At 35.7% G+C, this 23,747-nt stretch carries 20 protein-coding genes and 2 pseudogenes; 20 read left to right on the top strand and 2 right to left on the bottom strand.

Going from position 1 to position 23,747, the window contains the following annotated elements; translation table 11 throughout:
- The first annotated feature begins 1 nt into the window (after position 1).
- The 6 genes and pseudogenes from glyS to IGL98_RS09955 all read left to right on the top strand — a co-directional run bounded on the left by glyS (position 2) and on the right by IGL98_RS09955 (position 6,690).
- Complete coding sequence (glyS, locus tag IGL98_RS09980) at positions 2-2,083, top strand: glycine--tRNA ligase subunit beta (protein ID WP_206846786.1); 2,082 nt, start codon at positions 2-4, stop codon at positions 2,081-2,083.
- 156 nt (positions 2,084-2,239) lie between these two features.
- A pseudogene (locus IGL98_RS09975) lies at positions 2,240-2,644 on the top strand (DUF2177 family protein).
- 7 nt (positions 2,645-2,651) lie between these two features.
- Positions 2,652-4,460, top strand: coding sequence for a DAK2 domain-containing protein (locus IGL98_RS09970; RefSeq protein ID WP_206846787.1), 1,809 nt, complete (start codon positions 2,652-2,654; stop codon positions 4,458-4,460).
- Between the two features lies 1 nt (position 4,461).
- Positions 4,462-5,235 (top strand): DUF1295 domain-containing protein, encoded by a 774-nt coding sequence (locus IGL98_RS09965; protein WP_206911347.1) that lies wholly within the window; start codon positions 4,462-4,464, stop codon positions 5,233-5,235.
- 13 nt (positions 5,236-5,248) lie between these two features.
- Positions 5,249-6,055, top strand: a complete 807-nt coding sequence (locus IGL98_RS09960) for a TspO/MBR family protein (protein ID WP_206846789.1) — start codon at positions 5,249-5,251, stop codon at positions 6,053-6,055.
- Between the two features lie 62 nt (positions 6,056-6,117).
- Positions 6,118-6,690: a TetR/AcrR family transcriptional regulator gene (locus IGL98_RS09955; protein ID WP_069644835.1), complete on the top strand. Its 573-nt coding sequence runs from the start codon at positions 6,118-6,120 to the stop codon at positions 6,688-6,690.
- A gap of 45 nt (positions 6,691-6,735) precedes the next feature.
- Here the strand turns inward: IGL98_RS09955 and yidC are convergent, their stop codons facing one another.
- Both yidC and IGL98_RS09945 read right to left on the bottom strand, forming a co-directional pair.
- Positions 6,736-7,665, bottom strand: coding sequence for a membrane protein insertase YidC (gene yidC / locus IGL98_RS09950; protein WP_206846791.1), 930 nt, complete (start codon positions 7,663-7,665; stop codon positions 6,736-6,738).
- Between the two features lie 119 nt (positions 7,666-7,784).
- Positions 7,785-8,060 (bottom strand): acylphosphatase, encoded by a 276-nt coding sequence (locus IGL98_RS09945; protein WP_206846793.1) that lies wholly within the window; start codon positions 8,058-8,060, stop codon positions 7,785-7,787.
- 119 nt (positions 8,061-8,179) lie between these two features.
- Here IGL98_RS09945 and IGL98_RS09940 point away from each other — a divergent pair, with 119 nt between their 5' ends.
- The 14 genes and pseudogenes from IGL98_RS09940 to IGL98_RS09875 all read left to right on the top strand — a co-directional run bounded on the left by IGL98_RS09940 (position 8,180) and on the right by IGL98_RS09875 (position 23,566).
- A complete protein-coding gene (locus tag IGL98_RS09940; RefSeq protein ID WP_206846795.1) occupies positions 8,180-8,953 on the top strand; it encodes a TrmH family RNA methyltransferase in 774 nt (257 codons plus the stop codon).
- A 255-nt stretch (positions 8,954-9,208) separates the two neighbouring features.
- Positions 9,209-9,805 (top strand): annotated as a pseudogene (locus IGL98_RS09935) (carbonic anhydrase); the annotation flags it as partial.
- A gap of 212 nt (positions 9,806-10,017) precedes the next feature.
- A complete protein-coding gene (gene rpsB, locus IGL98_RS09930; protein ID WP_069644830.1) occupies positions 10,018-10,806 on the top strand; it encodes a 30S ribosomal protein S2 in 789 nt (262 codons plus the stop codon).
- A 350-nt stretch (positions 10,807-11,156) separates the two neighbouring features.
- Complete coding sequence (tsf, locus tag IGL98_RS09925; RefSeq protein ID WP_206846796.1) at positions 11,157-12,038, top strand: translation elongation factor Ts; 882 nt, start codon at positions 11,157-11,159, stop codon at positions 12,036-12,038.
- A gap of 135 nt (positions 12,039-12,173) precedes the next feature.
- Complete coding sequence (gene pyrH, locus IGL98_RS09920; protein WP_010761216.1) at positions 12,174-12,896, top strand: UMP kinase; 723 nt, start codon at positions 12,174-12,176, stop codon at positions 12,894-12,896.
- A 3-nt stretch (positions 12,897-12,899) separates the two neighbouring features.
- Complete coding sequence (gene frr, locus IGL98_RS09915; RefSeq protein WP_069644828.1) at positions 12,900-13,457, top strand: ribosome recycling factor; 558 nt, start codon at positions 12,900-12,902, stop codon at positions 13,455-13,457.
- Positions 13,458-13,688: 231 nt separating this feature from the next.
- A complete protein-coding gene (locus IGL98_RS09910; protein WP_206911346.1) occupies positions 13,689-15,155 on the top strand; it encodes an ABC transporter permease in 1,467 nt (488 codons plus the stop codon).
- 13 nt (positions 15,156-15,168) lie between these two features.
- A complete protein-coding gene (locus IGL98_RS09905) occupies positions 15,169-15,843 on the top strand; it encodes an ABC transporter ATP-binding protein (RefSeq protein ID WP_206911345.1) in 675 nt (224 codons plus the stop codon).
- A complete protein-coding gene (locus IGL98_RS09900) occupies positions 15,836-17,434 on the top strand; it encodes a PASTA domain-containing protein (RefSeq protein WP_206911344.1) in 1,599 nt (532 codons plus the stop codon). The genes IGL98_RS09905 and IGL98_RS09900 overlap by 8 nt, the downstream gene beginning before the upstream one ends.
- A 263-nt stretch (positions 17,435-17,697) precedes the next feature.
- Positions 17,698-18,501 (top strand): isoprenyl transferase, encoded by an 804-nt coding sequence (locus IGL98_RS09895; RefSeq protein ID WP_206846804.1) that lies wholly within the window; start codon positions 17,698-17,700, stop codon positions 18,499-18,501.
- Complete coding sequence (locus IGL98_RS09890; RefSeq protein WP_069644823.1) at positions 18,498-19,298, top strand: phosphatidate cytidylyltransferase; 801 nt, start codon at positions 18,498-18,500, stop codon at positions 19,296-19,298. The genes IGL98_RS09895 and IGL98_RS09890 overlap by 4 nt, the downstream gene beginning before the upstream one ends.
- Positions 19,299-19,356: 58 nt before the next feature.
- The gene (locus IGL98_RS09885) at positions 19,357-20,517 is read left to right on the top strand and encodes a 1-deoxy-D-xylulose-5-phosphate reductoisomerase (protein ID WP_206911343.1); all 1,161 of its coding nucleotides are present in this window, start codon (positions 19,357-19,359) and stop codon (positions 20,515-20,517) included.
- Complete coding sequence (gene rseP / locus IGL98_RS09880) at positions 20,514-21,782, top strand: RIP metalloprotease RseP (RefSeq protein WP_206846807.1); 1,269 nt, start codon at positions 20,514-20,516, stop codon at positions 21,780-21,782. Before IGL98_RS09885 ends, rseP begins: the two co-directional genes overlap by 4 nt.
- Positions 21,783-21,853: 71 nt before the next feature.
- The gene (locus IGL98_RS09875; protein WP_206846808.1) at positions 21,854-23,566 is read left to right on the top strand and encodes a proline--tRNA ligase; all 1,713 of its coding nucleotides are present in this window, start codon (positions 21,854-21,856) and stop codon (positions 23,564-23,566) included.
- Positions 23,567-23,747: the final 181 nt, after the last annotated feature.

The following is a 23,747-nucleotide window of genomic DNA, read 5'->3' as shown; positions in this document are numbered from 1 at the left end:
CATGGCAAAAGACCTATTACTTGAAATCGGCTTGGAAGAAATGCCAGCTCATATTGTCAGCCCAAGTCGTTTACAATTAGAAAATAAAATAGTAAATTTCTTAGACGAAAATAAATTAACTTATGAAACCGTTCAAAGCTTCTCGACACCTCGTCGTTTGGCTGTTCGTGTGACACAATTACCGCAACAGCAGGAAGATACGCAGGAAGAAGTTAAGGGACCCGCTAAAAAAATTGCTCAAGACACTGAAGGAAATTGGAGCAAGGCCGCTGAAGGATTTGTTAGAGGACAGGGCCTGACGACTGATGCAATCACATTTAAAGAATTGAATGGTGTAGAATATGTTTATGTAACAAAGCATAATCAAGGTCAAAAAACGATTGATGTATTAACAGGATTGAAAGACGTTATTACAAGTTTGACTTTTCCAGTTACGATGCACTGGGCAGACTATGATTTTGAATATATCCGTCCGATTCATTGGATCGTTGCTCTATTAGATGATGAAGTGATTCCATTTTCTGTTCTAGATGTAGTAACGGGAAACAGCTCTCGTGGACATCGTTTCTTAGGAGATGACGTGACGTTCAATCATTCAAACGAGTACGAAGAAAAAATGAAAAAACAATTTGTTATTGTTGATCCAAATGAAAGAAAAACGATGATCGTTGATCAAGCAAACCAATTAGCCGAAAAAAATCGTTGGAAGCTGGATCTAGACGAGAATTTACTGGAAGAAGTCAATAACTTGGTTGAATACCCAACAGCATTTGTTGGTGCTTTTGACGAAAAATATCTTTCTGTTCCAGACGAAGTATTAGTAACGTCAATGAAAGAGCATCAACGTTATTTTGATGTACGAAATGATCAAGGATTATTATTACCACATTTTATTTCCGTAAGAAACGGAGACAGTGTTCATATTGAAAATGTGATCAAAGGAAATGAAAAAGTTTTGATCGCTCGTTTAGAGGATGCAGAATTTTTCTACAGTGAAGATAAAAAATTATCAATCGAAGAATGCGTTAATAAACTAAAAAATGTCACTTTCCATGAAAAAATTGGTACGATTTATGAAAAAATGCAACGAGTGGGTATTATTGGACAGATTATCGGGAAAGAAGTTGGCTTATCAGAAGCTGAATTGACAGACTTGAAACGTGCTTCTGAAATTTATAAGTTTGATTTAGTAACGAATATGGTCGGTGAGTTCCCAGAATTACAAGGAATCATGGGAGAAAAATATGCATTGCTTCAAGGTGAAAAACCGGCTGTGGCTCAAGCGATTCGCGAGCATTATTTACCAACATCAAGTGATGGAGAATTACCAGTTTCTGCTATTGGAGCAGTGTTAGCAATCGCTGATAAACTAGACAGCGTATTCTCATTCTTTGCGGTGGGGATGATTCCTAGCGGTTCTAATGATCCATATGCGTTACGTCGCCAAACATATGGCGTGATTCGAATTGTCGAAAATAAAGGCTGGCAGTTCCCTCTTGTACAGTTACAAATGGAGATTGATGCAGCGGTCAACGCAGACAGCCAAAAATATGGTATTCAATTAACTAGCGGACAAGAAGAAGTGATCGACTTTGTAAAAGCACGTTTGCGTCAGTTATTGACAACGAAAGATGTGCGTCATGATGTGATCGATGCAGTGATTTCATCTGAGCAAAAAGACTTAGCAAAACTATTTTCATCAGCGACGATTCTAAAAAATCATCTGCTTGATAAAGATTTTAAACCTTCGATAGAAGCTTTGACTCGAGTAATCAATTTAGCTAAAAAAGGTCGCGAGTTATTAAATCAAGAAAGTAAAGTGGATGCAGCTTTGTTTGAAAATGATGCAGAGAAAGCTTTACATCAAGCAGTGAATAAAATTGAAGAAAAATTTAATGAAAATACAATGTCTGAAAATTATCAAGCATTAGTTGATTTACGTCCGTTGATCGAACAGTATTTTGAAGAAACAATGGTCATGGTAGAAGATGAACAAGTGAAAGCAAATCGTTTGAAAGAACTTAATCGAATTGCTAAAATGTCTTTATCATTGGCAAGTCTTGATTTACTGATCGTGAAATAAGGATAAAAGTGAAAAAGGCGAGAGGACTTGGATGAAGTTTTCTCGTCTTATTTATTCAGGCAAAATTTTTTCATAAACGAATTGAACGTGGTGCGATAAACTTATCGATTGATAAGGTGATCGTACCTGTTTTTATTATATGAGGAGGAAATGAAAATGAATCATTATGTGAAATTATTTAGCGTTGCAGCTGTTGCATTTTTAGCACTGGATTTTATCTGGTTACTTTTCATTGCTAAAAAAATCTATCAAGATTATTTAGGATATCTACTTGGACCGACTAAAATAATTCCAGCAGCTGTTTTTTATATCTTATATCTTATTGGTATTTTATTTTTTGTTATTTATCCTGCTATTGAAAAAGAGAGTTTGATGTAAGCTATTTCTGCGGGAGCTTTGCTTGGAGTATTATGTTACGGAACATATGATTTAACAAATCTTTCAACAATTAAAGATTGGCCACTTTTCGTAACAATTATTGATTTAGTCTGGGGAGGATTTGTTACTGCGGCGACTTGCGGTATTACCGTTTTTGTAGCGCAACATTTTAATTGGAGGTAAGTAGTGGATGGGAAGTCGAACTATTGATTATAAAGAGCTGTTATTTGCATTTCAACAAGGGGCGATTCAACTGATAAACGAGAAGCAAGAGTTGAACCAAATCAATGTTTTTCCTGTATCAGATGGTGATACGGGAAGTAATTTGGCTTCATTAATGCAAACGATCCTCGAAGAAACAAAAAGTGAAACAAGTTCCGTTGTTGAGGTATTTGAGAAAATTGCAGAAGCTTCTTTATTAGGAGCTAGAGGAAATTCGGGTATCATTTTTGCTCAATATTTTAACGGTATCTATAATAACCTATTGCTTCAGGAAGAAAAAAATTCTGTCAGCAGTTTTGTAAGAAGTGTCAAGTTAGCAATCGGAGAAGCATACCAAGCTATTGCGAACCCAGTTGAAGGAACGATCATCACGGTTATGCGATCATGGGCAGAAGCCTTGAATGAGAATAGGCAGATAGATAGTTTAGAAGAACTGTTGCCAAATGCTTTGGTTAAAGCTAGTGAAGCATTGGAAAATACGACGAAGCAACTAAAAATATTGCAAAAAAATCAAGTTGTGGATGCAGGTGCCAAAGGTTTTTATGTTTTTATAGAGGGGTTTACTCAAGCTTTTATCAATAAAGAAACTGTGGTCACGAGAATTGTTGATGTTGATGATTCAATAAAAATAGAAATTTCTGAATCTTTGCATCAGAACACCTCAGAACCAACTTATAGATATTGTACCGAAATTTTATTAGATCAAGTAACAGAGTCTAAACGTGAAATTCAAGAAAAATTAAAGCGTTTTGGTGATTCTATGTTCGTGGCGATGAGTCGCAACAAAGCCAGAATTCATATCCATTCGAATCAACCAGATCAAGTATTAAGCTATTTAAGTACGATTGGACAACCGATTCAGCAAAAAGCTGACGATATGTTGTTACAATATCGGGTAAATACGCAAAAAAAAGCGCCAATTGCTTTAGTGACAGATTCAATCGCTGATTTACCGGCTGATTATGTTTTGAACAACCAAATTCACGTGTTGCCAATGAATATCTTGATTGGGAATACTAGTTATATCGATAAAATAACGATCCAAAGCAATCAATTTTTTGACATAAATAAAACGGAAGATGAACGAGCGACCAGCTCCCAACCAACGCTAAAATCTGTAGAGAATCTGTTATCATTTTTAGAAACTAGATATGAGTCGATTTTAGTTATTACAGTTGCAGAAAGCTTAAGTGGAACATTTCATACCGTACAAAAAGCAGCTGAGCATATGACATCGACGCCGACTAAAATTGAAGTAATTGATTCCAAACAAAATTCTGCAGCACAAGGGTTATTGGTAATGTGCGCAAATGAGTGGATTCAAGCCGGATTGTCTTTTGACGAAATCGTTAAGCGAACCAAAAATAAACGTGGCCAGCTTAAAATACTTGTTAGTGTAGATGATTTAAATCCGATGATAGATTCTGGAAGAATTCCCCAATTCGCTGGTAAAATAGCGAAGAAGATTAATTTAAAGCCTATTGTCAGCTTAAATAAGGAAGGAGAAGGGAAATTGAGTGATTTTTCTTTTAGTTTAAAAGGAAATGAAAGAAAAATTATTCGCCAACTTAAAAGGCTGCAAAAAAAAAATAAAATAAAACGTTATGCAGTCATTCACGCTAATTCAGAAGAACGAGCAAGACAATGGAAAAATAAATTGAGTGAGCAGCTCGATTTAAAGCCAAGTTATGTGATGGATATCTCAACAGTTATTGCGATGAGTGCAGGTCAGGGAAGTGTAGCTGTGGCGGTTGAAATGGATAAGGAGGAGATTTAGTATGACAATCTGGATCATTAGTTGTGTGATTTTTATATATTTTACTGCATTATTCTTTTTGGCACAATATCTTCATAATAATTCTATTGTTGATTTAGCGTGGGGAATTGGTTTTGTTCTTGTCGCGATTACTGGTTATATAGTAATGCCAAAAAAAACAACGGTCAGCACGATTATTCTACTATTAGTAACCATTTGGGGATTGCGTTTGTTTTTCCATTTAGCTAAACGGAATATCGGAAAACCAGAAGATTATCGTTACGTGAACATGAGGAAGCGATGGGGAAAACATTGGGCGAAATTAAAAGCTTATTTAAATGTATTTATTTTGCAAGGTGTGCTTTTATTAGTTGTTTCAATGCCGATTCTTTTTGCTATGACAAGTTCAGTCAATGATTTTTATTGGTGGAATGGAGTAGGTATTGTAATTTGGCTGATAGGTTTTGGTTTTGAAACGATTGGCGATTATGAGTTGACCAAATTCAAACGTGATAGCCGCAATCATGGGAAACTATTAACAACAGGGTTGTGGGCAACAACAAGGCATCCTAATTATTTTGGGGAAGCTCTAGGTTGGTGGGGAATTTTTCTTGTAAGCCTGAATGATACACGAAATGGTTGGGGAATCATTGGTCCTATAACGATTACCTTATTACTTTTATTTGTATCGGGTGTTCCTTTACTTGAAAAAAAATACAAAGATCGACCAGACTTTATTGCTTATGCGAGAAAAACACCTAAGTTTACCCCTTTCATTGGGAAAAAAGGATTATAAAGGAGGAATTAGAATGAGCAAGAATGAATCTATCGGGGCAAAATTGCTCGTAACGATTATTTATATCCTAATGATCGCCACAAATGCGGCCGCGGTTTTGTTGCCTTTAAATGGGATGACAACGCAAGAAGTTTCAGATACGTATCCTAATTTATTTGCTCCAGCGGGCTTAACGTTTGCAATTTGGTCAGTGATTTACTTGTTATTAGCAGGATTTGTCGTTTATCAGTGGCTTAAACCGAAAGCGCAATCGATACTAGCAGATCAACAAATCAGTAAAAAATTAAGAGGTATTTTTGTAGTTTCTTCGATACTAAATGGCGTTTGGTTAGTAGCATGGCAATATCTTCAAATTGATTTGTCTGTTGTGATCATGTTAGCTTTGCTGATTGTATTGATCTATATAAATCGACTTTTAGCTAATACAAACATGATCAAAAAGGATTATGTCTTTGTAAGATTACCCTTCAGTATTTATTTTGGTTGGATCACGATTGCTACGATTGCCAATATTACAGCTTTCTTGGTTGACAAAGATATTGCTTTTTTGCAAGATAATCAAGTAGTCTGGACGATTGTAATATTGATCATTGGCTTGCTTATTATCAGTGCTACGATTATCAGTAATCGCGATGTTGCCTATGGTCTAGCAACGGTTTGGGCTTATTATGGGATTTTGATCAAACATCAAGCAGCAGATGGGTGGAACGGGAGCTATCCAGCAATTATCACGACTGTCATTATCGCCTTAGTCATTCTAATTATCGTTTGCATTTACGAATTGATTTTACTATTTAAAAGAGAAAAAAATGTCATCTAACCTAGGTTTCTATATCAGCTTCTGTTAAAATAGTAAAGAAATCAACTATAGGTGGCTAAGTAATGGAAAAAGAAACGAAAAATACACGAGCTAAAATTATTCAAGTGGCAACGCGTTTGTTTATGGATAACGGATATCAAAGTACATCTACAAGGCAAATCGCGCAGTTGGCCGAGGTGACACAACCCAATTTATATCATCATTTTAAAAATAAAGAAGAAGTTTATGTGGGTGTTATTGAAAGTTTGTTAAGTGATGTAAACGAAGAATTAGTGAAAATTGTTGAAGATCCAAATCTTGATACTATCAGTAAATTGCAAAACTTCGCTGAATGTCTAAAAACAAAACATCCATTTGATTTTGATTTGATGATGCATGATTTTAGGACGAAGTTGACCAATGAAACCCAACTGAAATTATTTATACTGTGGAATCAGTCTTATAAAGCCCCTTTGCTGAGTCTTTTTGAAGAAAGTGATTTTGCTATGCGAATCGGTTTGTCACCAGAGGTTGCAACAACCCATTTTCTTAACACGTTATCTCCGTATATCAAAACAGAACAAAACAGCTCGTCATTAAGTATTACTCAAGTTGTTGATCTTTTTGTTTTCGGAATTTCAGCAAATAAAAAATAAAACAAGAACCAACTGCAATCATCAGGTTGCGTTGGCTCTTGTTTTTTAATTTCTATTTTGTTTTCCGGCATTTCTACCGTTTTTAGAAGTATTTTTTTGAGTTACTGCTTTTTGCGTCGTTTTTTCTTCTGTAGGTGTGACATCTTTACGAGGCACAATAACTTGTTTTGGTGGATTTTGTTTTAATTCTTCAGCTACTTGAGCTTTGATTCTTGGTTTTAAGAATTGATTTGTGATCAATGTTTGGATACTACTGAAAATCCCTCCGACTACCCAATATAATGTTACACCAGCTGGAGAGCTGATTGACATGAATACGATCATTAAAGGAGAGACGATCAACATGGATTTCATTGTCTTCTTTTGTTCTTCTGGAATACCGATAGTTGAAAGGTATCCTTGTAGTAAATAAGCAACGCCAGCTAAAACAACAAAAACAATACTTGGTTGTCCCAGATTGACACCGAAAAATGAAGCGTCGCCAATTCCTTTAGTATAACGAGCGGCAAAGAATAGGGCAGAGAAGATTGGCATTTGGATCAATAAAGGTAGACAACCGATACCGCCCATCATGCTCATGTTGTTTTCTTTATAAACTTGTTGTATTTCAGCTTGAGCTTGCATTTGCTCTTCACGTGTCGTTGCTTCTTTTACTTTTGCTTGAGCAGCATCGATTTGAGGCTTAATCGCTTGCATTTTTTCAGTTTGGATCATGCTCTTTTTCGATTGATTCAATCCTAATGGCATAATGATAAGACGAACAATGATCGTGATGAAAATGATTGCCCAACCATAATTCCAATCGAAATTGTCAACAAGGTATGTAATGGCACTGCTCATTGGTTTTACTAGTAAATTATAGATGATCCCTTCACCAGTCGGCTGTCCGTCTGATCCTGTTTTTACACATCCAGATAAAAATAGTACTAAAGTGAATAGACCGGAACCTAGGAGCCACTTATTTAATTTTCTCATTTTATTCTTTCCTTTTCTAAAAAATTTGCACAAGGTTAACTATACTTGAAAAAGCGTTTTTTTTCAATAAAAATTAGAAGAATCCGCCTCAAGACTGAGTAAGATTCTTCCAAACTAATCTAGTTTGTTACTTTGAAGCTATTATACTCTTCAATTAAAGGATCTTCTTGAATATCAATATATGTCACACGTCCTGCTGGACTGGGAGAATCTTTGATTTTTTGGATAAACTGAGCCATTTTTTCATCATCGCCTAAAGATTCGATTGAGACTGAGCCATCATCCTCATTTCGAACTGTACCGCAAATTCCTAGTTCATCAGCTACCATCTTAGTCATGTAACGAAATCCGACACCTTGAACTCTACCTTGCACATTCATGCGTACTTTTCTCATCGTTGTACACCTCGCTTTTTATTAAATCAATGATAGCGATTTTTCGATCATCTGGCAAGTAAAGTAGTGACTGTCTGATTAAAAAAAATCATGGTATAATGATTAAGTGAGGTGTAGAAATGAAAGAAATTTTATCGACAAAAAATGCAATGATCAAGGAATTAAAAAAATTACATAAAAAAAAGCATCGGGAAGAGAATCAACAATATATAATTGAGGGGTTTCATTTGATTGAAGAAGCGGATAAGGCAAACGCTCGAATTGATTGGATACTCTTTAATCAAAGAGGACGTTCAGAATGGTCGGCTTGGCTAGACAATCAGCCGCAAGAAAGATTGATTCAGGTTTCTGATGAAGTTCTGGAATCCCTTTCAGATTTACCGACTCCTCAAGGAATGATCGCAATCGTGGGGATGCCTGAATTTGAGAAAGATATACAATTTTCAGGTGGCTGGCTTCTTTTAGATAATGTCCAAGATCCAGGCAATGTTGGAACGATGATTCGGACAGCTGATGCAGCGGGTCTTTCAGGTGTGGTTTTAGGAGAGGGCAGTTCTGATATATACAATACAAAAGTTTTAAGGGCAATGCAGGGAAGTAATTATCATTTACCCGTAATACGTAAGCCGTTAGCTGAAATAATTGATGAATTCAAAAAAATGAAAATACCTGTATATGGAACTGAACTCAATCCCAATGCAATTTCCTATCAAAAAATACGAAGGATCGAGAATTATGCCTTGATTATGGGAAATGAAGGGCAAGGGGTTTCAACAGAATTTTTGGTAAAAACAGATCAAAATATCTACATTCCGATCAAAGGTGCAGCTGAATCGTTAAATGTAGCGATCGCAGCGGGTATTTTAATGTACCATTTAGAAAGTGATAACTAAATAAAGTAGTTTAGTCTTATGTAAATTTATCTGCTAAACTACTTAAATTATTTTTTAAGCAAACCTGAGTTGAAAGAAGGATAACACAATATGAAAAGAAAATTACTTATCTCAGTGCTGTTTTCATCACTACTATTGGTAACAGCTTGTACACAACAAGGACAGAGTAAGACTGGTGAAAGTTCTTCACACACACAAGAAAGTTAGCACAAAAAAGAAGCAAGTCATTTTGAATATGATGACCAAAAAAGCTGGAAGCAAGTAACCGGTAAAATGCAATCGCCAATCGATATCCCAGATTCTTCAGTGGAAAAAATGGAGGACGGCGGTACCATCAAATTAGATTACAGTAGTAAAATAACTAACGCTGAAAATAATGGGCATAGCATCCAAGTCAATGATTCAGGTAAAGCAACAATCAACCAAAGAACATTTGCTTTAACGCAATTCCATTTTCACGCTGAAAGTGAACATACGGTAAACGGAAAACATTATCCATTAGAAGCACATTTTGTGAATCAATCTCAAGATGGACGTTTAGCTGTTATTGGTGTATTTTTTATAGAAGGCGCTGATAATAAAGGATTTCAAGAAGTGCTCGATGATGTGTCAGATGATAAAAAAACAGCGATATCAGATATTGAATCAATGTTTCCAGAAAATATGAGTTATTATCATTATTTAGGCTCGCTAACAACACCCCCGCTAACTGAAAACGTTGAATGGTATATATTGAAAAATCCAGTAGAAGTCTCAAAAAAACAAATCAACATGTTTCAAGAATATTATGAGCATAACAATAGAAATATTCAATCATTAAATGATCGGGTAATTCTTGAACATGACGAATGATCAAAATTCGAATACCTTACTGAAACAATTACAGAAAAAATATAATTATTATGTTGAAATGTTTTGAAGAATCATGTATACTAGACAACGGTGTTAAAACACTAAATCCACATCCAGATTTGATTTGTAAGGCGGTGCTACTTTTAGTAGTTCCTTACAAAAATGAGAACTGGAGAGGGAACAAATAAAAACCAAATTGGAGGAAACAAAAAATGGCAGTAATTTCTATGAAACAATTACTAGAAGCCGGCGTACACTTTGGACACCAAACTCGTCGCTGGAACCCAAAAATGAAGAAATATATCTTCACAGAAAGAAACGGAATCTACATCATTGACTTACAAAAAACAGTTAAATTAGTAGATGCTGCTTACGATTACATGAAAAATGTTGCTGAAGATGGCGGCGTTGCATTGTTCGTAGGAACTAAAAAACAAGCACAAGAAGCGATCAAAGACGAAGCAATTCGCTCAGGTCAATACTTCGTAAACCACCGTTGGTTAGGTGGAACATTAACTAACTGGGATACAATCCAAAAACGTATCAAACGTTTGAAAGATATCAATAAAATGGAAGAAGACGGAACATTTGACGTTCTTCCTAAAAAAGAAGTTGTTGGTTTAAACAAACAACGTGAACGTCTTGAAAAATTCTTAGGTGGTATCGCTGATATGCCTAGAATTCCAGATGTAATGTACATTGTTGATCCTCGTAAAGAACGTATTGCTGTTCAAGAAGCACAAAAATTGAACATCCCAATCGTTGCGATGGTTGATACAAACTGTGATCCAGATGAAATCGATGTAGTAATTCCATCAAATGATGATGCAATTCGCGCGGTTAAATTGATCACTGCTAAAATGGCTGACGCTTTCATCGAAGGAAACCAAGGTGAAGATCAAGCTGTAGAAGAAATCTTTGTTGAAGAAGCACCAGAAGCAGCAACTTCTATCGAAGAAATCGTTGATGTTGTTGAAGGCAGCAACGATTCAGCAGAATAATTTAAAATAACGGAGCTGTCTCGAAGGCTAGGCGAAAAAAGCCTGATTCTCCTTTGAGATAGCTTTTTTAAAACGAATTTTATAATTAAATTATCTAGCTTCGTAGGCTAGCCTTCGAAAAAAAGATAAAACGTGATTGTGGTAAAAAGCACACACTCAAGTTTTCCTATTTTTCTGTCAAGGCAGAATGAGCCTACTACGCTTTTAAAATTATCTAGCTACGCAGGCTAGCTCCTCGGAAAAAAGACAAAATATAAATGAGGCAAAAAGCACCTCACTTATATTTTCCTATTTTTCAGTCAGAGCTGAGCGATCCTGCTACGCTTTTAAAACTTAGGAGGAACAAAAAAATGGCAGATATTTCAGCAAAATTAGTTAAAGAATTACGCGACATGACTGGTGTCGGTATGATGGATGCAAAAAGAGCATTAGTAGAAGTAGAAGGTAACATGGAAGCAGCAGTGGATTACCTACGTGAAAAAGGAATGGCAAAAGCAGCTAAGAAAAATGATCGTGTCGCAGCTGAAGGTTTAGCGAACGTTGCTTCAAACGGTAATTTTGCAGCAATCGTTGAAGTAAACTCTGAAACTGACTTCGTTTCTAAAAACGAAATGTTCCAAGACTTAGTTAAAAAAATTGCAACTGAGATCGCTACAAACAAACCAGCAACTATGGAAGAAGCTTTAGCCCTTAAAACAGATAAAGGAACATTGGAAACTGAATTGATCGAAGCAACAACTGTTATCGGTGAAAAAATCAACTTCCGTCGTTTCGAATTAGTAGAAAAAGATGACAATGCAGCATTTGGCGCTTATTTACACATGGGCGGCCGTATTGCAGTATTGACTGTATTAGATGGAACAACTGACGAAGAAGTTGCTAAAGATGTAGCAATGCACGTAGCAGCTATCAATCCTCGTTATGTTAACGAATCTCAAATTCCTCAAGAAGAATTAGAGCACGAAAAAGCGATTCTTTCTGAACAAGCATTAAACGAAGGCAAACCAGCAAATATCGTTGATAAAATGGTTGTTGGACGCTTAAACAAATTTAAAGCTGAAATTTCTCTAGTGGATCAACCATTCGTTAAAGATCCAGATATGACAGTTGAAAAATATGTTGATTCTAAAGGCGCAACAGTTAAATCATTCATCCGCTTTGAAGTTGGCGAAGGAATCGAAAAACGTGAAGATAACTTTGCAGACGAAGTAATGAGCCAAATCAAAAAATAAATCTGTTACCTATGTAACAGTTGGGAACGCATTGAGATGCGCTCCCTTTTTTTAGGCAAATCAAAAGAAATAGACTGGCAGAATGCTTAGAGTATGTTAAAATGTTCTTAGACAAACGGTGGAGGGAAAACAAAAATGGTAAAACCTAAATATCAACGTGTTGTATTAAAGTTAAGTGGCGAAGCTTTGGCCGGAGAAGAAGGGTTTGGAATTAAACCTCCAACAATCAAAGAGATTGTAGAAGAAATCAAAGAAGTTCATGAATTAGGAATCGAAATGGCAATCGTTGTTGGCGGTGGAAATATCTGGCGTGGACAAATCGGTGCTCAAATGGGTATGGAACGTGCGCAAGCAGATTACATGGGAATGCTAGCAACTGTAATGAACGCTTTAGCCTTACAAGATACATTAGAAAATCTAGGCGTTCCAACACGCGTTCAAACATCTATCGAGATGCGTCAAATCGCAGAACCATATATCCGTCGACGTGCAGAACGTCATTTGGAAAAAGGACGTATCGTTATCTTTGCTGGTGGTACAGGAAATCCGTATTTCTCAACTGATACAACTGCAGCTTTACGTGCGGCAGAAATCGATGCAGATGTGATTTTAATGGCTAAGAACAATGTTGATGGTGTATATTCTGCAGATCCTAAATTGGATGCAAATGCAGTTAAATTTGAAGAATTGACACACTTAGATGTGATTTCAAAAGGATTACAAGTAATGGATTCAACAGCAAGCTCACTAAGTATGGATAATGATATTCCATTAGTAGTTTTCAATTTAAATGAAACAGGCAATATTCGCCGTGCATGTCTAGGTGAAAATATTGGAACAACCGTAAGGGGGAAATAAAAAATGAGTGGAACTGTATTAGCGACAGCGAAAGAAAAAATGAGTAAAGCAGAACAAAGTTTACAACGTGAACTTGGCCAAATCCGTGCAGGACGTGCTAACGCAAGTCTTTTGGATCGAATCCAAGTAGATTATTATGGCGCATTAACACCAGTGAACCAACTTGCTGGAATCAATATTCCAGAAGCTCGTGTCTTGATGATTACACCTTTTGACAAAAATTCACTTGAGGATATCGAAAAAGCAATTCAAGCCAGTGATATCGGAATCAGCCCAACCAATGACGGTACAGTGATTCGTTTAGTAATTCCACAATTAACTGAAGAACGCCGTAAAGAACTAGCGAAAGATGTAAAAAAAGCAGCTGAAAATGCGAAAATCGCTGTTCGTAACATTCGCCGTGATGCGATTGATGAATTGAAAAAACAACAAAAAAGCAATGATATCACTGAAGATGAGCTACGTAGTTTAGAAAAAGAAGCTCAAAAGTTAACAGATGATAGTGTGAAAAATATTGATACTATCACTTCAGAAAAAGAAAAAGAACTGCTAGAAGTTTAGTAACTTTCAATATAAAACAACAAGAAACTACATTTAAAAGTGTGGATTCTTGTTGTTTTTTTTGTTTTATTAAATATATTTGTTATTTTAATGGCATAAAAGATTAAATTATAAAATTATAATCTATATATATGCTTTGGTTTAAGCGAGTATACTAAAAAACATCTTGTTAAACCTTAAACGTTATGGAATAATGGCATTAGCTATATTTTTTTAAAGGGGGATAAGAAAATGAATTTTATCAAACGTGCATTATTTAGCGTTACTAGAAAAAAAGGAAAATCACTCATTTTATTTGCAGTGATATTTGTATTGGGTAATGTTATTGCAGGATCAATCGCGATTCAGCAGTCTACACAAAATGTTGAAAAAAGTGTCAAAAAGCAGCTAGGTGGTATGGCTACTATTCAACTTGATTATGAAAACAATCAAGATGAGTTTACAAAAGAAGACTTTAAAATCGAACAACTCAAAGTAGATTTAATGAAAAAAATAGGCGAGTCTCCTTATGTAAAATACTATGATTATAACGCTGTCACAATGGCACAGACAAAAGAGCTGAAAAGTGTTTCATTAGACTCGGAACAATTTGGAGGAATGATGGAAGGCTTCACTTTAAAAGGCTCAAACTATAATAAAATTTTAGATGTTGAAGAAAAAAATATAAAATTAGTGGATGGTAAAGTATTCACACAAGAAGATATTGACAATGGTAAAAATGTTGGCTTGATTTCTTCAAAAGTTGCAGAAGAAAATGGATTATCTGTCGGTGATCAAATGGTCATGGATATTAGAAGCTATGATTATACTGAAAGTGGCGAAGAAAAAGAAATATTTAAAACAGATGTCCCCATCCGTATCGTAGGAATCTTTGAACCTACAACAGTAGAAATGAAAGACAAAGAGAACAAAAAAAATGAGGAACAAAATCAAAATCAACAATTTATATCAATGCAGCAGCTAAACACAATTTATCTACCGAATAAAACAGTGTTGGAAATCAATAAAAATTATACAGAAAAACTAAAAAAAGTTGATCCGAACAGTCCATATTTATCAGAAGATAGTCAAGAAGAATATTATACACCAGTCTATGTTTTAAAAAGCCCGGATGAAGTAGAGGCTTTCAAACAAGAGACACAACCACTTTTACCTAAGTTATATACTGTGAAAGCTTCAACCGATCAATATGAACAAATTGGTGGGAGCATGAAAAAAATGTCTCAAATTTCAGGTTATGTCGTTATGATTGCAGTTATTGCAACGTTATTGATTATTTCCCTTGTCGTTTTATTATTTATGCGTGATCGTAAACATGAATTAGGGATTTACCTATCATTAGGGGATAAACGTAGCCATGTAATGGGGCAAATCATCATTGAGATGCTTATCATAAGTGGAATTGCGTTGATTTTGTCATTGATTACAGGTAATTTCTTAGGAAGAATGGTTTCAGAATCTTTGTTGAATAGCGATCTATTAAACAGTGCAAATGACCAAGCGAATATGCTTATTGGAATAGACGGATTAAATTCAACGGAACTGACAACGGATGATATCATGAATGCTTATGAAGTGAAATTCTCCTTGGGTTATATCATTACTTATTTAGTTGTTGGATTGGGTACAGTACTATTGGCAGCAATTTTACCATTATTGTACATCGTTCGTTTGAATCCAAAGAAAATCATGATGTAGGAGGTAAGGAAAAATGGCAATTTTAGAAACAAAAAATCTTAGTTATTTTTATCAGGATGGCGATCAGCGTCGATTTATTTTAAAAAATACTAATGTTGCTTTTGAACAAGGAAAATTTTATACCATTTTAGGACAATCTGGTTCAGGAAAAACAACATTCCTTTCTCTGATCAGTGCTTTGGATACGCCTAAAGAAGGCCAGGTGTTACTGAATGGAAAAGATATCAAGACAATTGGATATGAAAAGTATCGTCGTGACGATATCAGTATTATTTTTCAGAGTTATAATTTAGTACCATACTTGACAGCGTTGGAAAATGTTTTAGTTGCTATGTCGATCACGGACAATGAACTACCGCCTAATCAAAAAGAAGTTGCGTATAATCTGTTAGACTATATCGGAATCACAAGTGAAAAAGCAGATCGACTTGTGAACCAACTTTCTGGTGGTGAGCAACAACGTGTGGCGATTGCTCGGGCGTTAGCTACGAATGTAGATATCATTTTAGCTGATGAACCGACTGGAAATTTAGATGAAGGAATGGAACAAGAGATTGTCGATATTTTTCAAAATCTAGCAAAAGTTCATAATAAGTGTATCATTGTTGTGACGCACTCTAATGATATTGCTGGGCAATCTGATGAAACCTATTACCTGAAAAAAGGTGTGTTAAAAAAATATGAGTGATTTTCTATCGAATTTTAGCGGAGATAATTATGAGAAAACCCGCCAGCAAAAAATTGAACAAAAGGATAAAAAGGATAAACTGAATAAACAAGAATCGACAAAGAAGATAAAATTAGAAAAAAGATCAATAAATAAAGAAAAAACAACTTTAGATCAAGACGAAAAACATTCTGAAGTATCGTATGGACCACAAAATAGTCTGGATAATACAGCCAATTCTATAAAACAAAATGAAACAAGTCCCAAAGCAACTGAACCGGAGAATCCTGAAGAGTTGATTTATACTAAAAAACGATCAAAAAAGAAAAAATATGAACCCAAACATGAACCAATGAAAGAAGAAGAGTCAACTGTAGTTGCGCCAGTAAATGAATCGAAAAATCCCGAAGAAGTGATTGAAACTGATCCGACCTATAAAAAGAAGCAGATCAGAAAATATATGTATATCGGTTTAGGCAGTTTGGCAGCAGTTTCACTATTATATTTTGGCTATTATCAAATGACTCATGTAAAAGTACCTGATTTTGAGGGGAAAGAACTGTCTGAGGTTCGCGAATGGACAACAGAAAATGGTGTGAAACTTCAAGTAGAGCAAAAATATAATTTTGATAAAGAAGCAAATGTCATTATTCACCAGACAGTGAAAAACAAGAAAATCAAAAAAGGCAAAGAGTTAGTGGTGGATGCTAGCCTTGGAGCGGATCCTGAAGAGGTCGTTTCACTACCAGACTTTAAAGCAATGAAATTGAAAGACGCGAAAAACTGGATCAGTGAACAAAAAGCGGATAATTTAGCAATCATTGAGGAATACAGTGACAAAGTAGCTGCTGGTGACTATATAAAATTTGAAATAACGAATAAAGATGTTAAAGCTGAAAATTACAAACGTAAAGATAAAGCGAAGGTTTATTTTTCTAAAGGAAAAGAAGTTTTTGAAAAAGATATCTCAATGCCTGATTTTACTGGAAAAACCAAAGAAGAGGCAACTGAATGGGCCAAGAAAAATGAAATTACACTAAAGGTCAATGAAGCTGATTCAGATAAGGTTGAGAGTGGAAAAGTTATTTCACAGAGTATTGGCAAAGACACCAAAGTTGCAAAAAAAGAATCGATGTCGATTACAGTTTCGACAGGTAAAGCGTTGATTGTTCCAGATTTTTCACAATTTACAGCAGAGGAAGCAGAATCAAAAGCAAATGGATTACAAGTTCAAGTGAAGCAACTATTTAACGATGAGGTTCCTTATGGCCGATTTATTAGCCAGTCTGTAGAAATTGGAAAAAAATATACGGAAAAAGATGAAAAACCTGTGATTCAAGTGGTTTATTCATTTGGAAAACCATATATTAAAGATTTGCGCGATAATACATTAGAAGGAGATCTTCAAAAGATTTTCTACGATGAATATCAATCTAAAGGTGCTAATATCACGTATCAAGTATATCATGTCGACTCAACTGTAACAAAAGGTACTGTTGTTAAGATGAGTCAATATAATGAATTTATCCCGATCAATTCGGTTGTTCAAATCGGAATTAGTAAAGGAAATCTAAAAGCAGAGGAAAATAAATCTTCGGATAAAGAAAGATAATTTGAATAAAAACTAGTTTTGAAAGTGAGGTTGGGATGAGGCTCGTAGAGTAATGTCCCAGCCTCCTTTCTTTTTTGAACTTGAAGCAAACTATTTCGAAAATAGTAAGTCATAATCAGTTTATTAACCTCGTTTTTCGCCTATATTAAGGCAATTCCCTCATAATTTTATTAAATAATGTAGAAATTTTTTCATTTGCATAGGCATTTCACAAAGATATTGCTATAATAGTCTAGATAGATTTTTGGAATGGAGGGAAAAATATGTTACGTTTTTTTCCGCAAAAGAATAAATACATACAAAAAGAGAGTACATTTACTTTTGATAGTGCGGGTCCAATTCCAGGACACGTAGCGGTGATTATGGATGGGAATGGACGGTGGGCTCAAAATCGTCGCTTGCCACGAATTGCTGGGCATAAAGAAGGAATGAATACTGTAAAAAAGGTTACAAAACACGCAAGTAAATTAGGGATCAAGGTCCTGACTTTATATGCATTTTCTACTGAGAATTGGAAGCGGCCAACAGATGAAGTAAGTTTCTTAATGCAGTTACCAGTAGATTTTTTCGATACCTTTGTACCAGAATTAATCAAAGAAAATGTTAAGGTTCAAGTGATGGGCTACAAAGAATTTTTACCAGCACATACTCAAGATGCGGTAGAACGTGCAATTGAACAAACTAAAAATAATACTGGCATGATTTTAAATTTTGCCTTAAACTATGGATCAAGAGCAGAGATTCTGACAGCGGTAAAAGAAATAGCTGAAAAAACAGCAAATGGTCAACTTTCGCCAGAGGATATTACTGAAGCAACGATTGCGGATCATTTGATGACAGGCTTTTTAGCAGATGATTTAAGAGATCCAGAACTATTGATTCGTACGAGTGGTGAAGAAAGAATCAGCAACTTTTTACTTTGGCAGGTTGCTTACAGCGAATTGTTTTTTACAGATGCTTTGTGGCCTGATTTTAATGATGAATTATTAGAAAGTGCGCTAGCATCGTTTCAAAATAGAAATCGCCGTTTTGGTGGCTTGAAGGAAACAGAGGAGGAAGATAAATGAGACAGCGCGTTATTACAGCGGCCGTAGCATTAGTAGTGTTTATACCGATCATTTGGTATGGGGGCTTTGTGATTGAACTTGCAGCAGCGTTATTAGCAGTTGTAGGGGTTTATGAATTATTCAGAATGAAAGGACTAGAAATCGCTAGTTTTGAAGGCGTGCTTTCGGCTTTAGGAGCAGTATTTTTAGTTCTACCAAAAGATCGTTGGTTTTTCTTTTTGCCAGAGAAAGCAGATAATTTTATTCTATTTTATCTAACGGTCATGATTTTATTAGGCGGTTTAGTTGCTTCAAAAAATATGTATACCATCTCTCAAGCTGGTTTTCCAGTTATTACAAGTTTGTACGTGGGTGTTGGGTTCCAAAACTTTGTGAGTGCTAGACATACTGGTTTTGTTGTTTTGCTTTATGCATTATTTGTTGTATGGTCAACGGATATCGGCGCTTATTTCATTGGAAAACGATTTGGGAAAAGAAAATTATGGCCGGAAGTTTCACCTAATAAAACGATTGAAGGTTCATTAGGCGGAATTCTATGTGCAGTTGTTGTAGCATTTTTATTCCTAATGTTGACACCTAATAAAGAATTATTTGTTTATAATTTACCGATTATGCTGATCATCACAGTGATTTTTTCGATCGTCGGTCAATTTGGAGATTTAGTTGAATCATCCATCAAACGACACTATGATGTAAAGGATTCTGGAACTATTTTACCAGGACACGGCGGCATATTAGATCGTTTTGACAGCTTACTTTTTGTTTTTCCAATCATGCATTTATTCGGGCTATTTTAATTTCTAAACAAGAAGGGAAGGTAAAAAACTCTGAATGCTCAGGGTTTTTCTTTTTACTATGAAAAAAATTGCATTATTAGGTGCTACAGGCTCTATCGGTACAAGTACAGTTGATGTTGTTACTGCCTATCCTGATTTGTTTCAAATTGTTTCACTAACGTTCCATTCAAATAGTGAAAAGGGTGCGGCCTTGATTGAGCTACTGAAACCAAGCTATGTAGGTGTGGGTTCAGAAAAAATAAAAACAGAACTTCACAACCGTTTCCCAGAAATTGAATTTGGCGTAGGAGAAGAAGGTATGGTAAGGGCTGCAACGCTTGAAGAAGCTGATGTTGTATTAACGGCTGTTTCAGGAAGTGTGGGATTGAAACCTACAATGGCTGCAATCGAAGCAAGGAAAGATATTGCTTTAGCAAATAAAGAAACTTTGGTTATGGCGGGTCATTGGGTCATGGAAGCGGCAAGAAAAAATAATGTTAGCATTCTACCAGTTGATAGTGAACACTCTGCCATTTTCCAATGCTTGGATGGTCAACAAAAGGGCAATCTAAAAGAGTTAGTGATCACGGCTTCTGGAGGTAGCTTTAGAGATTTGACGCGGGAAGAACTTAAATCAGTCACTTTGGAGCAGGCGCTAAACCATCCAAACTGGTCAATGGGCAAAAAAATTACGATAGATTCAGCGACAATGATGAATAAAGGGTTAGAAGTTATTGAAGCCCATTGGTTATTTGGTACAGATTATGATAAAATAAAAGTTGTTTTACATAAAGAAAGTATTGTTCATTCAATGATTGTTTTAAAAGACGGTGCATACTTGGCTCAACTTGGACCAAGCGACATGCGTGAGCCGATTCAATATGCATTGACGTATCCAACTCGTTTGCCGATTCAAAATGAAAAAGCATTCGATTTAACCCAGATTGGTCAATTGAATTTTGAGCCAATGGATTTTGACCGTTTTCCAATGCTAGCGTTAGCTTTTCTAGTCGGAAAAAAAGGTGGAGCGTATCCAACAGTTTATAATGCAGCCAACGAAATTGCTGCAAATGCATTTATTGACGGCAAAATCTCATATCTTCAAATCGAAGAGTTTGTCCAAAAAGCAGTTTGGAACTATACAGAAACGAACGAGGTCACTTTGGAAGAAGTGATCGCAATCGATAAACAAACAAGAACTATCGTAGAAAGATGGATAAAGGAAGAAGGTCTGTTATGAAAACAATTATTACATTTATTATTGTCTTTGGAATTCTTGTCTTAGTACATGAATTTGGACATTTTTTCTTCGCAAAGCGTTCAGGAATATTAGTACGTGAATTTGCGATTGGCATGGGACCAAAGATTTTTGCACATCAAGGAAAAGATGGAACAGCTTATACGATTCGGATTTTACCGATTGGCGGTTATGTACGCATGGCTGGCATGGGTGAGGATGAAACGGAGCTAGCCCCTGGAATGACTCTTTCTGTTGAATTGAATGAACAGGAAGAAGTCGTTAAAATCAATACTAGTAAAAAAGTTCAATTGACGAATAGTATTCCGATGGAAATGTTGGAAGCAGATTTAGAAAGAGAATTATTTATCAAAGGCTATGTCAACGGTGATGAATCTGAAGAGATCACGTATAAAGTGAATCACGATGCAACGATTATTGAACAAGACGGAACAGAAGTTAGAATTGCACCTATCGATGTACAGTTCCAGTCAGCAAAACTTTGGCAGCGGATGCTGACCAATTTTGCTGGACCAATGAACAATTTTATTTTAGCTTTTGTATTGTTTACACTTTATGTTTTTATGCAAGGTGGCGTAACGTATACAAATACGAATCTAATCGGTGGCATTCAACCAGATAGTCCAGCTGAAAAAGCTAGCTTAAAAGCTGATGATCGAATCGTATCGATCGATGGCAAGTCTGTTAGTGACTGGAATGATTTTACAAAAATTATTCAAGATAGTCCTGACAAAGAATTGAATCTAATGGTTGAGTCAGGTGGGAAAACAAGAGAGGTCGATATAACACCTAAAAGTCAAAAATCTGGCAAACAAGAAATTGGTGTAATTGGTATCTTACCGCCTAAGAAAACTGGGTTAGCAGATAAACTGCTTGGCGGAGTTCAAGAAACCGTAAATAATTCTATGCAAATTTTCAAAGCGCTGAAATCATTGTTTACTGGATTTAGTTTAGATAAATTGGGTGGTCCGGTAATGATGTTCCAAATGTCTTCAGAAGCATCGAAAGCAGGACTAAATACAGTAATCTGGTTGATGGCTATGTTATCAGTCAATCTTGGGATCATTAATTTACTTCCAATACCAGCTTTAGATGGTGGTAAGATCGTTTTAAATATTTTTGAAGGCCTTAGAGGGAAACCTTTAAGTCAAGAAAAAGAAGGAATACTAACACTGATTGGTTTTGGTTTCATCATGGTATTGATGGTGTTAGTAACTTGGAACGATATTCAACGTTTTTTCTTTTAACTAATTAATTTGATTTTATAACGAATCACTTGAGGAGATTCAACAATTCGTTTAAACAAAGGAGAGTTCTAATGAAACAGTCAAAAATGTTAATCCCAACTTTACGTGAGGTGCCAAATGATGCGGAAGTATTAAGCCATCAAATGTTACTGAGAGCAGGTTATATTCGTCAAGTCTCAGCAGGGATTTACTCTTATTTACCACTAGCAAATCGGGTACTTGAGAAATTAAAAAAAATCATGCGCGAAGAATTTGATAAGATCGATGCTATTGAAATGTTGATGCCAGCATTATTACCAGCAGAATTGTGGAAAGAATCTGGACGTTATGAAACATATGGCCCAAATCTTTATCGCTTAAAAGATCGTAATGAGCGTGATTATATTCTTGGTCCAACACATGAAGAAACGTTTACAGAATTGATTCGTGATGAGGTAAATTCATATAAACGGTTACCATTAAATCTCTATCAAATTCAAACAAAATACCGTGATGAAAAACGTCCGCGTTTTGGTTTGTTAAGAGGTAGAGAGTTTATCATGAAAGATGGCTATTCTTTCCACGCTGATGAAGAAAGTTTGGATCAATCATACCGTGATTATGAAAAAGCGTATTCGGCTATTTTTGAACGTTGTGGTTTGAATTTTAGAGCAATCATCGGTGATGGTGGTGCTATGGGTGGAAAAGATTCTAAAGAGTTTATGGCTATTTCAGATATCGGTGAAGATACAATTTGTTTCTCTACTGATGGCGATTATGCTGCAAATTTAGAAATGGCAACGAGCCTGTATACACCTAAAAAATCACATGAAACACAATTAGATCTCGAAAAAGTAGCAACACCGAATGTTGGGTCGATCGAACAAGTTGCGGCATTTTTCAACGTGGAACCACAACGAATCATCAAGTCGGTCTTATTTATGGCTGATGCAGAACCTGTTTTGGTTTTAGTTCGCGGAGATCATGAAGTGAATGATGTTAAATTGAAAAATTTCTTAGGTGTTGACTTCTTAGAAGAAGCAACAGAGGAAGATGCACGTAAATATTTAGGCGCCGATTTTGGGTCAGTTGGCCCAGTTGAGTTGTCTGAAGAAGTGAAATTGTTTGCTGACTTACATGTCCAAGACTTAGCGAATGCAATCACTGGAGCAAACGAAACTGCTTTCCATTATACTAATGTTAATTCAGGACGTGATTTTACACCAATCAGTTATGAAGATTTACGTTTTGTTCAAGAGGGCGATCCTTCTCCTGATGGAAATGGTGTTTTAGAGTTTACTAAAGGGATCGAAATCGGTCATATCTTTAAACTTGGAACGCGTTATAGTGAAGCAATGGGAGCAACGGTTTTAGATGAAAATGGCAGAGAAAAACATGTGATCATGGGTTGTTACGGAATTGGTGTCAGTCGTTTGCTTTCAGCGATCGTTGAACAAAATATCGATGAAAATGGTATTAATTGGCCAACAGGAATTTCACCATTTGATTTACATGTTGTTCAAATGAACATTAAAGACGAATATCAAACGAAACTTGCTCAAGAAGTGGAAGAAGTAATGTCAGCAGCTGGATATGAAGTATTAGTTGATGATCGTAATGAACGCGCAGGCGTAAAATTTGCAGATGCAGATTTAATTGGTTGTCCAATCCGTATCACAGTGGGTAAAAAGGCTGTTGATGGTGTAGTCGAAGTGAAAATCAAACGAACTGGCGAAATGGTTGAGGTTCGAAAAGAAGAACTTGAAAGTACATTATCTATCTTATTGAACGCAGATAAAGAATAAATCTAAAATGTTTACGGAATCGATCCTCAATTAGATTCCGTAAATGTTTTTTTTAGGACTATTAGGTGAAAAATACATTTAAATCAGATAGCCGAGATTTTGTTTACATTGTATTTCAGTAGAAAAAATAGTATACTTAACTGTGGCGAGGCACTTGGCAGAAATGTCTAAGGGCCTCTTT

Origin of the sequence: Enterococcus sp. DIV0840 (genome assembly GCF_050527835.1) — a bacterium.
In the GTDB taxonomy this organism is placed as follows: domain Bacteria; phylum Bacillota; class Bacilli; order Lactobacillales; family Enterococcaceae; genus Enterococcus_L; species Enterococcus_L ureasiticus.
The sequence above is the reverse complement of the archived record's forward strand: the minus strand, read 5'-3'. Positions and strand labels throughout refer to the sequence as shown.

Bases quoted from the DNA above. Each gene is read 5' to 3' on its own strand.
- tsf (WP_206846796.1), top strand. From the start codon at position 11,157: ATGGCAGATATTTCAGCAAAATTAGTTAAAGAATTACGCGACATGACT.
- IGL98_RS09965 (WP_206911347.1), top strand. From the start codon at position 4,462: ATGACAATCTGGATCATTAGTTGTGTGATTTTTATATATTTTACTGCA.
- IGL98_RS09900 (WP_206911344.1), top strand. From the start codon at position 15,836: ATGAGTGATTTTCTATCGAATTTTAGCGGAGATAATTATGAGAAAACC.
- IGL98_RS09890 (WP_069644823.1), top strand. From the start codon at position 18,498: ATGAGACAGCGCGTTATTACAGCGGCCGTAGCATTAGTAGTGTTTATA.
- IGL98_RS09895 (WP_206846804.1), top strand. From the start codon at position 17,698: ATGTTACGTTTTTTTCCGCAAAAGAATAAATACATACAAAAAGAGAGT.
- glyS (WP_206846786.1), top strand. From the start codon at position 2: ATGGCAAAAGACCTATTACTTGAAATCGGCTTGGAAGAAATGCCAGCT.
- yidC (WP_206846791.1), bottom strand. From the start codon at position 7,665: ATGAGAAAATTAAATAAGTGGCTCCTAGGTTCCGGTCTATTCACTTTA.
- rpsB (WP_069644830.1), top strand. From the start codon at position 10,018: ATGGCAGTAATTTCTATGAAACAATTACTAGAAGCCGGCGTACACTTT.
- rseP (WP_206846807.1), top strand. From the start codon at position 20,514: ATGAAAACAATTATTACATTTATTATTGTCTTTGGAATTCTTGTCTTA.
- frr (WP_069644828.1), top strand. From the start codon at position 12,900: ATGAGTGGAACTGTATTAGCGACAGCGAAAGAAAAAATGAGTAAAGCA.
- IGL98_RS09905 (WP_206911345.1), top strand. From the start codon at position 15,169: ATGGCAATTTTAGAAACAAAAAATCTTAGTTATTTTTATCAGGATGGC.
- IGL98_RS09885 (WP_206911343.1), top strand. From the start codon at position 19,357: ATGAAAAAAATTGCATTATTAGGTGCTACAGGCTCTATCGGTACAAGT.
- IGL98_RS09970 (WP_206846787.1), top strand. From the start codon at position 2,652: ATGGGAAGTCGAACTATTGATTATAAAGAGCTGTTATTTGCATTTCAA.
- IGL98_RS09955 (WP_069644835.1), top strand. From the start codon at position 6,118: ATGGAAAAAGAAACGAAAAATACACGAGCTAAAATTATTCAAGTGGCA.
- IGL98_RS09910 (WP_206911346.1), top strand. From the start codon at position 13,689: ATGAATTTTATCAAACGTGCATTATTTAGCGTTACTAGAAAAAAAGGA.
- IGL98_RS09945 (WP_206846793.1), bottom strand. From the start codon at position 8,060: ATGAGAAAAGTACGCATGAATGTGCAAGGTAGAGTTCAAGGTGTCGGA.
- IGL98_RS09940 (WP_206846795.1), top strand. From the start codon at position 8,180: ATGAAAGAAATTTTATCGACAAAAAATGCAATGATCAAGGAATTAAAA.
- IGL98_RS09960 (WP_206846789.1), top strand. From the start codon at position 5,249: ATGAGCAAGAATGAATCTATCGGGGCAAAATTGCTCGTAACGATTATT.
- IGL98_RS09875 (WP_206846808.1), top strand. From the start codon at position 21,854: ATGAAACAGTCAAAAATGTTAATCCCAACTTTACGTGAGGTGCCAAAT.
- pyrH (WP_010761216.1), top strand. From the start codon at position 12,174: ATGGTAAAACCTAAATATCAACGTGTTGTATTAAAGTTAAGTGGCGAA.